The 13,164-nt window shown below is 73.9% G+C and carries 12 protein-coding genes; 5 read left to right on the forward strand and 7 right to left on the reverse strand.

Annotated elements, in window-relative coordinates; genetic code table 11:
* Positions 1 to 14 precede the first annotated feature (14 nt).
* From MOJ79_RS12060 to MOJ79_RS12075, 4 genes are read right to left on the reverse strand one after another with little or no spacing between them, the layout of a single operon-like run.
* Positions 15 to 911, reverse strand: a complete 897-nt coding sequence (locus tag MOJ79_RS12060; protein ID WP_241924380.1) for a hypothetical protein — start codon at positions 909 to 911, stop codon at positions 15 to 17.
* Positions 908 to 1,771: a DUF58 domain-containing protein gene (locus MOJ79_RS12065; protein WP_241924381.1), complete on the reverse strand. Its 864-nt coding sequence runs from the start codon at positions 1,769 to 1,771 to the stop codon at positions 908 to 910. Before MOJ79_RS12065 ends, MOJ79_RS12060 begins: the two co-directional genes overlap by 4 nt.
* The gene (locus MOJ79_RS12070; RefSeq protein ID WP_241924382.1) at positions 1,768 to 2,790 is read right to left on the reverse strand and encodes an AAA family ATPase; all 1,023 of its coding nucleotides are present in this window, start codon (positions 2,788 to 2,790) and stop codon (positions 1,768 to 1,770) included. Before MOJ79_RS12070 ends, MOJ79_RS12065 begins: the two co-directional genes overlap by 4 nt.
* Positions 2,791 to 2,807: 17 nt before the next feature.
* On the reverse strand, positions 2,808 to 3,917 hold the full coding sequence (locus MOJ79_RS12075) for a substrate-binding domain-containing protein (RefSeq protein WP_241924383.1): 1,110 nt from the start codon (positions 3,915 to 3,917) through the stop codon (positions 2,808 to 2,810).
* Between the two features lie 132 nt (positions 3,918 to 4,049).
* On the opposite strand from MOJ79_RS12075, the gene MOJ79_RS12080 reads away from it, so the two are divergent.
* Genes MOJ79_RS12080 through MOJ79_RS12100 form a run of 5 tightly spaced genes read left to right on the forward strand, consistent with a single transcriptional unit; the run spans position 4,050 to position 10,975 of the window.
* On the forward strand, positions 4,050 to 5,756 hold the full coding sequence (locus MOJ79_RS12080) for an NADH-ubiquinone oxidoreductase-F iron-sulfur binding region domain-containing protein (protein WP_241924384.1): 1,707 nt from the start codon (positions 4,050 to 4,052) through the stop codon (positions 5,754 to 5,756).
* A gap of 4 nt (positions 5,757 to 5,760) precedes the next feature.
* Positions 5,761 to 8,622, forward strand: a complete 2,862-nt coding sequence (gene fdhF / locus MOJ79_RS12085) for a formate dehydrogenase subunit alpha (RefSeq protein ID WP_241924385.1) — start codon at positions 5,761 to 5,763, stop codon at positions 8,620 to 8,622.
* Entirely contained in the window at positions 8,609 to 9,601 is a 993-nt protein-coding gene (locus tag MOJ79_RS12090; protein WP_241924386.1) for an MBL fold metallo-hydrolase, read from the forward strand. Before fdhF ends, MOJ79_RS12090 begins: the two co-directional genes overlap by 14 nt.
* Before the next feature lie 20 nt (positions 9,602 to 9,621).
* Entirely contained in the window at positions 9,622 to 10,446 is an 825-nt protein-coding gene (locus MOJ79_RS12095) for a quinoprotein dehydrogenase-associated SoxYZ-like carrier (RefSeq protein ID WP_241924387.1), read from the forward strand.
* Positions 10,447 to 10,453: 7 nt separating this feature from the next.
* Positions 10,454 to 10,975, forward strand: coding sequence for a thioredoxin family protein (locus tag MOJ79_RS12100; protein WP_241924388.1), 522 nt, complete (start codon positions 10,454 to 10,456; stop codon positions 10,973 to 10,975).
* A gap of 7 nt (positions 10,976 to 10,982) precedes the next feature.
* Here the strand turns inward: MOJ79_RS12100 and pqqE are convergent, their stop codons facing one another.
* From pqqE to pqqC, 3 genes are read right to left on the reverse strand one after another with little or no spacing between them, the layout of a single operon-like run.
* A complete protein-coding gene (gene pqqE / locus MOJ79_RS12105) occupies positions 10,983 to 12,119 on the reverse strand; it encodes a pyrroloquinoline quinone biosynthesis protein PqqE (RefSeq protein WP_241924389.1) in 1,137 nt (378 codons plus the stop codon).
* A gap of 8 nt (positions 12,120 to 12,127) precedes the next feature.
* Positions 12,128 to 12,406, reverse strand: coding sequence for a pyrroloquinoline quinone biosynthesis peptide chaperone PqqD (pqqD, locus tag MOJ79_RS12110; RefSeq protein ID WP_119286951.1), 279 nt, complete (start codon positions 12,404 to 12,406; stop codon positions 12,128 to 12,130).
* Positions 12,403 to 13,164: a pyrroloquinoline-quinone synthase PqqC gene (gene pqqC / locus MOJ79_RS12115; protein WP_241924412.1), complete on the reverse strand. Its 762-nt coding sequence runs from the start codon at positions 13,162 to 13,164 to the stop codon at positions 12,403 to 12,405. Before pqqC ends, pqqD begins: the two co-directional genes overlap by 4 nt.

Genomic DNA, 13,164 nt, shown 5'->3' on the forward strand with positions numbered 1-13,164 from the left:
GTGCACCCACCGCGTCATGCCGACCCCCGCTCGACGTCACGGCAGCGCCGGCACAGCGCGGCGACGAACGCGGTGTCGACCGCCGCCGCGCCGCCGGCGAACAGCGCCTGCCGCGACTGCGCGAAGAAGCGCGCGAAGTCGTCGCGCAGCGCCGCGTACCGCGGGTGCTCGGCGACGAAGCGCGGCAGGTCGCCCTCGAGCACGACGCGCCCGGCGGTCGCGTTGATCGCTTCGTGTACCGCGCGCAGCGCCGCGATCGGGTCGCCGGTGCGACGCACGGCGCGCCACGCGCGGCCGAACGGCCGCCGCCGCGCGGCCAGCCACGGCAGCCCGACGTAGACGTGCGCGAGGTACCCCAGCAGCGGCAGCGCGAGCAGCGCATAGCCCACCAGCCGCTGGCGGCTCGCCGTGGCGTCGACCGCCGGCACCGGCGCGTCGGGGCGCCACTCGCCGAGGCCCTCGCGCGGCGAGACGGCCACCGGCACCAGCGGCGCCACCGTCACCGGCAGCGCCTCGACACGCAGCGTCTCGTCGCGCGGCGCGCCGTACAGGCGCAGCGTGAACGGCGGCACCTCGAGCGTCGTGACCTCGACCGGCGCGTGGAAGATCTGGTAGCGCAGCACGACGACGTGGCGCGTGCGCTCGCCCGCGTCGATGCGCTCGTGCCGCAGCGCGCGCAGCTCGATCGCCTGGCCGCGGCGGCCCACGGCCGGCAGCGACGCCTCGTCGAGGCGCTGCGTGCGCGCGGCGTCGACGACGAGGCGGCGCTCGAACACGTCGCCGACCTGGTAGCCGTAGGCGCGCGGCTCGTCGATCGCGAGCGTGGCGCCGGCCTGTGCCCACGCGACGGCCGGTGCGGCCGCCACGACGATCGCGGCGGCCCAGGCGCGCGCGCCAGCCCGAGAGGTCATTGCAGGAAATGCCGCGTCACCGCGTCGGCGTCGAACGCGCCGTCGATGTGCAGCGGCCGCAGCCGGCGCGCGGCGAACACGCGCCGCAGCGCCTCGCGCCGCTCGCGCCCGGCGCGGGCCCAGCGCTCGCGCAGCGCGGCGCGCCACCACACGGTGCGGCGCGTGCCGCGCTCGGGATCGGCGAGCGCGGCCAGCCCCGCACCGTCGCCGAGCGTGTATTCGAGCCGGTCCCAGACGACGACCGGCACCACGTCGTGCAGCGCGAAGGCATCGAGGACCTCGGCGAGCAGCGCGTCGCTCCAGTGGAAGTCGGAGACGAGGAACACCAGCGCGCGGCGCGTGCCGAGGTGCTGCGGCGCGAGGCGCAGCCCGCTCGCGTCGCGGCCGGTCGGCACGAAGCCGCGCAGCGCCTGCGCCAGCGGCACGCCGGCGGCGCGCGCGCGCGTGGCCGGCAGCAGCCATTCGGGGCGCACCGCCTCGTCGGCACCGACGGCGGCGAAACTGTCGCCGTTGCGCGAGACCGACCACGCGAGGCTCGCCGCGAAGTCGGCGACGACGTCGAGCCGCCGCCGCTCGCCGGTGAAGCCCATCGACGCCGACAGGTCCAGCGCCAGCACGACGGGCACGGCGCGGCGCTCGCGGTTCAGGCGCACGAGCCAGCGGCCGAACGGGTCGCGCAGGCTCGCGTGCAGGTCCAGCCGCCGCGGGTCGGGCGCGTCGACGAGCGGCGCGTGGGCGCGGAACTCCTGACCGCCGCCGCCGCGCAGGCTGCGGTGCGCGCCCGGCACCTCGCCGCGCACGGGTGCGCCGACGCGGTAGTGGAACTCGCGCGGCATCGCCGCCGGCACGGGCGTCTTCACGGCGCCGCCACCTGCGCGAGGATGCCGTCGACGAGCGCCGGCACGAGCTCGGGGCGCCGCAGCTCGTGCACCGGCTGCAGCGCGAGACGGTGCGCGATGACGGGCGCGAAGACGGCGCGCACGTCCTCGGGCACGAGGTAGCTGCGCCCGGCGAGCCACGCCGTCACGCGCGCGGCACGCAGCAGCATGCTCATGCCGCGCGGGCTCGCGCCGGCCAGCAGCAGCTGCGCGTCGTCGAGGTCGCCGAGCCGCACGCCGAACGCCGACGGCGCGGCCGTCGCGCGCCACAGGTCGAGCGCGTAGCGGCGCAGCGCGTCGGAGGCCTGCACGTGGCGCTGCACCGCGGCGCCGACCTCCTCGAGTGCGCGGTGGTCGACGACGCCGGCGCGCAGCGCGCCGACGAGGCGGTCGGTGTCGTGGAAGCGCGCATCGAACACGAGGCTCGCGCGCTCGGCCTCGCCTGCCGGCGGCTCGACGGCGATTTCCATCATGAAGCGGTCGCGCGCGGCGGTCGAGATCTCGAACGTCTCCTCGCGCTCGAGGCGGTTGCGGTCGGCGAACACGAGCAGGTGCGGGAAGCGCACCTCGCGGTTGAACGCAGCGACGCTGCGCTCGGCCATCACGCGCAGCAGCAGCGCGTGCACCTGCGGGCGGGCGCGGTTGATCTCGTTGAAGAAGAAGATCGCCAGGTCCTCGCCGTGGCGCACCAGCGGCCCGGGGTCGACGGCGGGGCGGCCGTCGGCGCCGATGTAGGTGTAGTAGATCAGGTCGTTGGGCATCAGGTCGATCGTGCCCTCGGTGCGCTCGAACGCGCCGCCGAGCACGCGCGCGAACGCGCGCAGCAGCGTCGTCTTGCCGACACCGACGTCGCCCTGCAGCAGCACGTGGCCGCGCGCGAACACTGCCGTGGTCACGAGCCGCAGCACGCCGGCCTGCCCGACGACGGCGCGCGCGACCTCGGCCTCGACCGCAAGTGCGCGGTCGCGCCAGTCGGCGAGCAAGGCTTCGTCGGCGTCCATCTCCCTCCCCGTGTGCGTCAAGCCGCCGCGCGCCGCTTCGGCCACGAGCGCGCGAACGCCTCGGCCGGCGTCTGCACGCGCCCGGTGTCGGCGGCATCGTAGCCGGCCAGCGCGTCGACGCGGGCGCGAAACGCCTCGCTGCGCAGGATCGCGAGCACCTCGCGCAGCGGCGAGCGCGCGAGCGCGTCGGCCTCGGCGGCGAAGAAGTAGCGCTCGCGCACCAGCGGCACGAAGTCGAGCCCGAAGCGGCGCGCCGCCGTCTCGACGCCGATGCCGACGTCGGCCATGCCGCTGGCCACGTGCGCGGCCACCGCTGCGTGCGTGAACTCGCTCGTCTCGTAGCCGTGCACGCGCGCCGGCGCGATGCCGGCGTCGGCGAGCATCAGGTCGACGAGCATGCGCGTGCCCGAGCCCTCCTGACGGTTGACGAAGCGCACGCCGTCGCGCGCGAGGTCCGCCAGGCGCACGATGCGCTTCGGGTTGCCGGCGGCGACGAACAGCCCCTCGTTGCGCACCGCGAGGTGGATCAGCACGTGGCGCGCCGGGTCGAGCCAGCGCGCACAGCGCGCGACCACCGCCGCCTCGAAGCGCCCGAGCGGGACGTGAAAACCCGCCATGTCGCAGTCGCCGCGCGCGAGCGACGCCAGCGCGTCGCTGCTGTTGCGGTAGCCGAGCTCGACCGGCCGGCCCTCGGCGGCCATCTGCTCGAGCAGCGCCGCCACCGCGAAGCCGTGGCTGGCCTGGATGCGCACCGCTGGCGGCGCGTGCGCCGCGTCCTGCTCGACCAGGCGCGTGAGCTCGCCGGCGAGCTCGGAGGCGAGCGTCTGCAGCGTCGGCGCCAGACGCGCCGCGACGCGCTGATCGGCCCACAGCAGCGCCTGCGCCAGGCGCGTCGGCATCGCGCCGCGGCCGCGATGCGTCTGCAGCAGCCGGCCGCCGAGGTAGGCCTCGCCGGCGCGCACGAGGCCCCACGCGTGGCGGTACGACAGCCCGAGCGCGCGCGCGGCCTGTGCGATCGACTCGTGCTGCTGCACGCGCTGCAACAGCGCGAGCAGCGCGTGCGTCGCCAGCGGCGGCGCGCCGTCGCGCTCGACTTCCCAGCGCGGCTCGATGCGGACCTGGAACATTATGAAATTGCTTGCCGAATTAAGTGGAAGGTCCGCTGGCTCGCGCCCCGAGCCTGCGGTATGGTGTGCGTCGAAGCGCCGACAGAATATGTTCTTCCGTTCCGATTGTCGAGCGGCGCCGTGGAGACCGCGTTGAACCATCCCGTGATTCCGATCGCCGTCGCCGACGCGGCCCGCCAGCGCCGGCGCGAGGCACCCAAAGGCCGCCGCGTCGAGCCGCAGGCGCTGGCCGAAGTGCGCGCGCTGCTCGGCGATGCGCCGCGCGCGCGCGACCTGCTGATCGAACACCTGCACAAGCTGCAGGACCGCTACGGCCACCTCGCGGTGCGGCACCTGGCCGCGCTCGCGCAGGAGATGCGCCTTTCGCAGACCGAGGTGTTCGAGGTCGCGACGTTCTATCACCACTTCGACGTCGTCAAGGAAGGCGAGGCGCCGCCGCCGGCGCTGACGGTGCGCGTGTGCGACGGCCTGAGCTGCGAGCTCGCCGGCGCGCGCACGCTGCTCGCCGAGCTCGCGCAGCGCCACGGCGTGGACGTGCGCGTGATCGCGGCGCCCTGCGTCGGCCGCTGCGAGAGCGCGCCGGTGGCCGTCGTCGGCCAGCGCCCGGTGCTGCACGCGAGCGCCGACGACGTGACGGCGGCGATCGGGCGCGGCGAGACGACGCACGACCACCACGGCCACCTCGACCTCGCCGCGTACCGCGCCGGCGGCGGCTACCGGCTGTGGCAGCAGTGCCTGCGCGGCGAGCGCGACGTCGAGTCGGTGCTGCAGACGCTCGACGACTCGGCGCTGCGCGGCCTCGGCGGCGCGGGCTTCCCGGCCGGGCGCAAGTGGCGCATCGTGCGCGCGCAGCCGGCGCCGCGGCTGATGGCGGTCAACATCGACGAGGGCGAACCCGGCACGTTCAAGGACCGCTGGTACCTCGAGCGCGACCCGCACCGCTTCGTCGAGGGCCTGCTGGTCGCCGCATGGGCGGTGGGCATCGACGCCGTCTACGTCTACCTGCGCGACGAGTACCACGGGCTGCGCCGCATGCTCGAGCGCGAGCTCGCCGCGCTGCGCGCGAGCGACCTCGGCCGCGACCTGCCGCCGATCGAGCTGCGCCGCGGCGCCGGCGCCTACATCTGCGGCGAAGAGTCGGCGATGATCGAGTCGATCGAGGGCAAGCGCGGCATGCCGCGCCTGCGCCCGCCGTACGTCGCGCAGTTGGGCCTGTTCGGGCGGCCGACGCTCGAGCACAACTTCGAGACGCTGTACTGGGTGCGCGAGATCGTCGAGAAGGGCGGCGCGTGGTTCGCCGCGCAGGGCCGCCACGGCCGCAAGGGGCTGCGCTCGTTCTCGGTGTCCGGGCGCGTCAAGTCGCCCGGCGTCAAGCTCGCGCCGGCCGGCATCACGGTGCGCGAGCTGATCGACGAGCACTGCGGCGGCATGCTCGACGGCCACCGCTTCTACGCCTACCTGCCCGGAGGTGCCTCGGGCGGCATCCTGCCGGCGTCGCTCGGCGACGTGCCGCTGGACTTCGACACGCTGCAGCCGCACGGCTGCTTCATCGGCTCGGCGGCGGTGATCGTGCTGTCGGACCGCGACCGTGCCGTCGACGCCGCGCGCAACCTGATGCGCTTCTTCCGCGACGAGAGCTGCGGCCAGTGCACGCCGTGCCGCAACGGCACCGCGAAGGCGAGCGAGCTGATCGCGCGTGACGACTGGGACCTGCCGCTGCTCGCCGACCTCTCGGCCGTGATGCGCGACGCGTCGATCTGCGGCCTCGGCCAGGCGGCACCGAACCCGATCGACTGCGTGGTCCGCTACTTCCCCCACGAACTCGCCCCGAAGCGCTGACGCGATGAACGCCCCGACCCGCCCCGAACACCTCGAGGCCGCCGCACCCGCGGTGCGCTTCACGCTCGACGGCCGCGCCGTCACCGCCCGTCCCGGCGAGACGCTGCTGCAGGTTGCCCGCCGCGAGGGCATCGCGGTGCCGCACCTGTGCCACAAGGACGGCCTCGAGCCGGCCGGCAACTGCCGCGCCTGCGTCGTCGAGATCGACGGCGAACGCACACTCGCACCGTCGTGCTGCCGCACGCCGACCGAGGGCATGACGGTGCACACCGCGAGCGAGCGCGCGCGCAAGTCGCAGGCCATGGTGCTCGAGCTGCTGCTCGCCGACCTGCCCGAGGCGCCGTACACGCGCCACGACGAAGTCGGCCGCTGGGCGCAGGCGCTCGGCGTCGGCCGTGGGCGGCTGCCGGCGCGCTCGCAGCCGGCGGCGGACCTCTCGCACGCGGCGATCGCGGTCAACCTGGACGCGTGCATCCAGTGCACGCGCTGCCTGCGCGCGTGCCGCGACGAGCAGGTCAACGACGTCATCGGGCTGGCGTGGCGCGGCGAGCACGCGAAGATCGTGTTCGACATGGACGACCCGATGGGCGCGTCGACCTGCGTGGCCTGCGGCGAGTGCGTGCAGGCCTGCCCGACCGGCGCGCTGATGCCCGCGCGCGGCGCCGCACTGCCCGCCCCGGACAGGAGCGTCGAGTCGGTGTGCCCGTACTGCGGCGTCGGCTGCCAGCTGACCTACCACGTGCGCGACGGGCGCATCGCCTACGTCGAAGGCCGCGACGGCCCGGCCAACCACGGCCGCCTGTGCGTCAAGGGCCGCTACGGCTTCGACTACGTGCACCACCCGCAGCGGCTGACGAAGCCACTGGTGCGCCGCGCCGACGCGCCGCCGAAGGCCGCGATCGCGCGCGGCGAGTTCGCGATGGACCCCGAGCGCTGGCACGAGGTCTTCCGCGAGGCGACGTGGGACGAGGCGCTCGCGCTCGCCGGCGACGGCCTGCGCGCGATCCGCGACCGCCACGGGCCCAAGGCGCTCGCCGGCTTCGGCTCGGCCAAGGGCAGCAACGAGGAGGCGTACCTGTTCCAGAAGCTCGTGCGCACGGGATTCGGCAGCAACAACGTCGACCACTGCACGCGGCTGTGCCACGCGTCGTCGGTCGTCGCGCTGCTCGAGGGCATCGGCTCGGGCGCGGTCAGCAACCCAGTGATGGACGTGCTGCACGCCGAGGTCGTGATCCTGATCGGCGCCAACCCGACCGTGAACCACCCGGTGGCGGCCACCTGGATGAAGAACGCCGCGAAGTCGGGCACGAAGCTGATCGTCTGCGACCCGCGGCGCAGCGAACTGGCGCGCCACGCGTACCGCTTCCTGCAGTTCAACCCCGACACCGACGTCGCGCTGCTCAACGCGATGCTGCACGTGATCGTCACCGAGGGGCTGGTCGACGAAGACTTCGTCGCCAGCCGCACGATCGGCGCCGACGAGCTGCGGCGCAACGTCGAGGGCTACAGCCCCGAAGCGATGGCGCCGATCTGCGGCATCGACGCGGCGACGATCCGCGAGGTCGCGCGGCTGTACGCGACGTCGAAGGCGTCGATGATCCTGTGGGGCATGGGTATCAGCCAGCACGTGCACGGCACCGACAATGCGCGCTGCCTGATCGCGCTGGCGCTGCTGACAGGCCAGATCGGCCGCCCGGGCACCGGGCTGCACCCGCTGCGCGGGCAGAACAACGTGCAGGGGGCATCCGACGCCGGCCTGATCCCGATGATGTACCCCGACTACCAGCGCGTCGACAACGCCGCCGCGCGCGAGCGCATCGCCCGCGTCTGGGGCGTGGCGCCCGCAAGCCTCGACGACCGCCCGGGGCTCACCGTCGTCGAGGTCATGCACGCCGCGCTGCGCGGCGAGGTGCGCGGGATGTACATCATGGGCGAGAACCCGGCGATGTCGGACCCCGACGCGCAGCACGCGCGCGAGGCGCTCGCCGCGCTCGACCACCTCGTCGTGCAGGACATCTTCCTCACCGAGACGGCGTACCTCGCCGACGTCGTGCTGCCGGCGAGCGCCTTCCCCGAGAAAACCGGCACCTTCACCAACACCGACCGCCTCGTGCAGCTCGGCCGGCAGGCGATCGAGCCGCCGGGCGACGCGCGGCAGGACCTGTGGATCATCCAGCAGATCGCGCAGCGCCTCGGCCTGGACTGGCGCTACGCGCACGTGCGCGACGTGTTCGACGAGATGCGCCGCACGATGCCGAGCATCGGCGGCATCACGTGGGAGCGGCTCGAGCGCGAGCACGCGGTGACCTACCCTTGCCTGCACGAGGGCGACCCGGGCGAGCGCGTCGTGTTCACGCGCGACTTCCCGCGCGAAGGCGGCAAGGCGCGCTTCGTGCCGGTGGACATCGTGCCCGCCGCCGAGCGGCCCGATGCCGAGTACCCGATGGTGCTGATCACCGGCCGCCAGCTCGAGCACTGGCACACCGGCAGCATGACGCGGCGCGCCGCGGTGCTCGACGCGATCGAGCCCGACCCCACCGCGCTGCTGCACCCGCTCGACCTCGACGCGTTGGGCGTCAGGCCCGGCGACGTCGTCACGCTCGCGACGCGGCGCGGCGCGGTGTCGCTGTATGCGCGCGCCGACGACGGCACGCCGCGCGGCGCCGTGTTCGTGCCGTTCTGCTACGTCGAGGCGGCGGTCAACGTGCTGACGAACCCGGCGCTCGACCCGTTCGCGAAGATCCCCGAGTTCAAGTACTGCGCGGTGCGCGTGACCCCGGGCGGCCCGGCGCCGGTGCCGGCGAGCTACGGCGGCGGCCAGACGCTGCGGCGCATCGCCGGCGAACGCGCCGATGCGCTGGCCTGAACGCGCCGCCGCCCGCGCCCGGTGCATCCGGGGCGTCGGGGCGCTGCTCGCGTGCGCCGTGCTCGCGACGCGCGCGATCGCCGCGCCGGCGGCCGACCCGCCGCCCGGCGTCGCGACCGAGATCGCCGCCGGCGTCTACGTCGTGCGCGGCGCCGCCGGCGAGGTCGCGCCGGACAACCGCGGGCGCACCGGCAACGCCGGCTTCGTCGTCGGTGCGGGCGGCATCGTCGCGATCGACAGCGGCACCTCGCACCGCCAGGGCCAGGCGCTGCTCGCGGCGATCGGGCAGGCGTCGCCGCTGCCGCTGCGCCGGCTCGTGCTGACGCAGGCGCGGCAGGAGTTCATCTTCGGCGCCGGGGCGTTTCGCGAGCGTGGCGTGCCGGTGCTGATGCACCGCGACGCCGCGCGCCTGATGGCCGCGCGCTGCGACCGCTGCCTCGCGACGCTGCGGCGCACGCTCGGCGACGACGAGATGCAGGGCACCGCGCTGCCCACGCCCGACCTGACCTTCACCGGCAGCATCGACGTGGCCGTCGACGCCGACGCCGGCGGCCGGCGGCTGCGCGTGCTCGATTTCGGGCTCGCGAGCGGCCCCGGGGCGGTCGCCGTGTTCGACGAGCGCAGCGGCGTGCTGTTCGCCGGCGGCCTGCTCGACCACCGGCGCATCCCCGACGTGCAGGACGCCGACCTCGACGGCTGGCTGCGTGCGCTCGACGCGCTGCGAAGGCTGCCGATCACCGCGATCGTGCCCGGTCACGGCCCGGTCGCCGGCCCGGCGCTGATCGACACCGTCGAGCGCTACCTGCGCCAGCTGCAGGCGCGTGTGCGCGACCTGTTCGAAAGCGGCGCCGCGCTCGCCGAGGTGCCCGACCTCGCCGCGCTGCCCGAGTTCGAGGCTTGGGACCAGGCCGACGTCGTCCACCGCCGCAACGCGTCGATCGTGTTCCTGCGCCTCGAACGCGAACAACTGACCAAGTGACGCCCACGGAGAACCCGCCGATGCCTGACCCTGACCTGCCCCGCCGCCGCGTGCTGTCGCTGCTCGGCGCGATCACGGTCCCGGCGGCGTTCGCCGCGCCCGGTGGCCTGCCGGCGCCGGCGGCACACACCGATTCGTCGCCCGAGTTCGAGCGCGTGCGCCAGCACCTGTTCGGCAGCCGGCCGATCACGGCGACGCCGAGCCGCGTCGAGCTCGTCGTGCCGCTGCGCGCGGCGTTCGGCGCGTCGGTGCCGGTCAAGGTCGTCTCGAAGCTGCCGCAGACGCCGGCGCTGTACGTCAGGCGCCTGTACCTCGTCGTCGACAAGAACCCGGCGCCGGTCGTCGCGGTGCTCGACCTCACGCCCGAGCTCGGCCAGGCCGACTTCGAGACGCGGCTGCGCGTCGACGAATACAGCCACGTGCGTGCGATCGCCGAACTCTCCGACGGGCAGCTGCACATGGACTCGCGCTACGTCAAGGTCTCGGGCGGCTGCTCGGCGCCGCCGAACCGCGAGCGCCCCGACCTGATCGGCAAGACGATCCTGCGCCTGCCCGAAGGCGTCAAGACCGGCGCGCCGACGCCGGCCGAGGTGCAGGTGATCCACCCCAACGACACCGGCTTCGAGCTCAACCACGTCACCGTGATGTTCATCCCGCCGCACTACGTCCGAGAGCTGCACGTGACGTGGAACGGGCGCCGGCTGTTCGACGCCGAGCTGACGTTCGCGATCGCCGAGAACCCGATGTTCCGCTTCCACTTCGTGCCGCGCGGCCCGGGCGAGCTGCGCGCCGAAGTCGACGACACGAAGGGCCTGCACTACAGCGGCCGGCTGCTGGTCGACTGAGCGCACCATGCTGCGCCCGCTGCTGCTTGCCGCCGTCGCGGCCGTCGCCGCGGCCGATGCGCGCGCGGGGCTGCCCGCCGCCTACTCGCCGATCGTCGTCGAGGCGCAGGGCCGCCCGGCGCGGCTCGAGTTCGACCTCACGCCCGCGCTCGAGCGCGCAAAGCGCGAAGGCAAGCGGCTGTACGTCTACCTCGGCGCGCGCGACTGCGCGTTCTGCCGCAAGTACGAGGCCTTCCTCGCGGCGAACGCCGCCGAGCTGGTGCCGCACTTCGCCGCCGACTACCTCGTCGTCGACCTGCGCAGCGAGTTGGCCGCGGGGGCCGACCGCGTGCACCTGCGCGTCGGCGAGCGCAGCCTGAACTACACCGAGTTCCAGCGCGCGATCGGCGACGCGCGCGAGCGGCGGCTGATGTACCCGACGGTGTGGCTGCTCGGTGCCGACGGCAAGCCGCTGATGCAGATGCCCGGCGGCACCGGCACGTTCGAGACCGTGCCCGAGCAGCTCGAGATCCTGCGCCTCGAGCAGTAGCGCCGCGTCAGCCGCCGGCCGCGGGGGTGCTCAGCCGCCGCGAATTCGCCGGGTCGCGGAACACGAGCGGCTGCTCGACGACGCCGCGCTCGGCGGCGGCCACGGCCGCCTGCACCTTGTCGTGGTGCGGGCTGAAGCGGCACACCGGGTCCGCCGCCTCGGCGTCGTGCGCGATCAGGTAGGCCTGGCAGCGGCAGCCGCCGAGGTCCTCTTCCTTGTGCGCGCAGCTCGCGCACGGCTCCTTCATCCAGCCGGTGCCGCGGAAGCGGTTGAAGCCCGCGCTGTCGAACCAGATCTCGCGCAGGCTGGCGTCGCGCACGTTGGGGAACTCGAGCCCGGGCAGCATCCGCGCGGTGTGGCACGGCAACGCGGTGCCGTCGGGCGTGACGGTGAGGAACATGCTGCCCCAGCCGTTGACGCACTTCTTGGCCTTGCCCTCGTGGTAGTCGGGGGCGACGAAGAAGATGCGCATCGCGTCGCCGACGCGGCGGCGCCACTCGTCGGTCACCGCCTCGGCGCGCTCGAGCTGCTCGCCCGTGGGCAGCAGCTGCGCGCGGTTGACGAAGGCCCACGAGTAGTACTGCGTGTTGGCGAGCTCGATGTACTCGGCGCCCATCTCGTGCGCCATCTCGATGATGCGGCCGATGTGGTCGATGTTCAGCCGGTGGATGACGACGTTCATCACCATCGGCCAGCCCTGCGCCTTGATGATCTTCGCGACGCGGTTCTTCAGCTCGAAGGTCTTCGTGTGCGAGAGGAAGTCGTTCATCTCGCGCGTGGAGTCCTGGAACGACAGCTGCACGTGGTCGAGCCCGGCGGCCTTCAGCGCCGCGGCGCGTTCGGCCGTCAGCCCCACGCCCGAGGTCAGCAGGTTGCTGTAGTAGCCCAGCCGCCGCGCCTCGGCGACGATCGTCTCGAGGTCGTCGCGCAGCAGCGGCTCGCCGCCCGACAGGCCGAGCTGCACCGCGCCCATCTCGCGGCCTTCGCGCAGCACGCGCAGCCAGTCGTCGGTCGAGAGTTCGCGCTCATGGGCCGCGAAGTCGACCGGGTTGTAGCAGAACACGCAGTGCAGCGGGCAGCGGTACGTCAGCTCGGCCAGCAGCCACAGCGGCGGGCCGGGGCGCGCGGCAGGCGTCGCCGTCATGTCCGGGGTCATGCCCAGGTCACCCAGCGCTGGCGCGCGGCGATGTCGAGGAACGCGCGCACGTCGCCCTCGAGGCCGGTGGCCGAGAAGGCCTGCTCGAGGTCGGCGACGATCGCCGCCAGCGTGCGTTCGCCGTCGCAGCGCCTGAGGATCTCGCCGGCGCTCTGGTTGAGCTTGACCATGCCTTCGGGGTACAGCAGCACGTGGCACTGCTGCGCCGGCTCCCACTGCAGGCGAAAGCCCGCACCGATGCGCGGGCGGCTGTCGGCGGCGAGCTCGCTGCTCACGACGCGACCCCGTACTTCAGCGCCATCGCGTCGTTCATCGCCCACAGGATGTCGAGCTTGAACTGCAGCACCTCGAGCGCGCGTTCCTGCTGCGCGCGCGTGCGGAAGTGATCGAGCGTGATCGCCAGCCCCTGCTCGACGTCGCGCCGCGCCTGGCTGACGCGGTTGCGGAAGTACTGCAAGCCCTCGCTCTCGATCCACGGGTAGTGCTCAGGCCAGGTCGCCAGGCGCTGCTTGTGGATCTCGGGGGCGAACAGCTCGGTCAGCGACGAGCACACGGCCTCCTGCCACGGCGCGCGGCGTGCGAAGTTGACGTAGGCGTCGACGGCGAAGCGCACGCCGGGCACGACGTGGCGCAGGTCGAGCACCTCGTCGCGGCTGAGCCCCACCGCCTGCGCCAGGCGCAGCCAGGCCTCGATGCCGCCGGCGTCGCGCACCGTGCCCTGCGGCGTCTCGATCTCGAAGCCGTCGTGGTCGAGGATGCGCTGCACCCAACCGCGGCGCACGTCGCGGTCGGGGCAATTGGCGAGCACCGCGGCGTCCTTCACCGGGATCGCGATCTGGTAGTAGAACCGGTTGGCGACCCAGCCGCGGATCTGCTCGGGGCTGGCCTTGCCGGTGTTCAACATCACGTTGAACGGGTGGTGGATGTGGTAGGCCCGCCCGCGCTCGCGCAGCCTGGCCTCGAACTCGTCGCGCGGCCACGGCTCGCCGCCATCGGCGGGGTGGCGGGCTTCCTGGATCAGGTCGGCGCGCAT

Source organism: Calidifontimicrobium sp. SYSU G02091, assembly GCF_022631395.1.
GTDB classification, from domain to species: Bacteria; Pseudomonadota; Gammaproteobacteria; order Burkholderiales; family Burkholderiaceae_C; genus Calidifontimicrobium; species Calidifontimicrobium sediminis.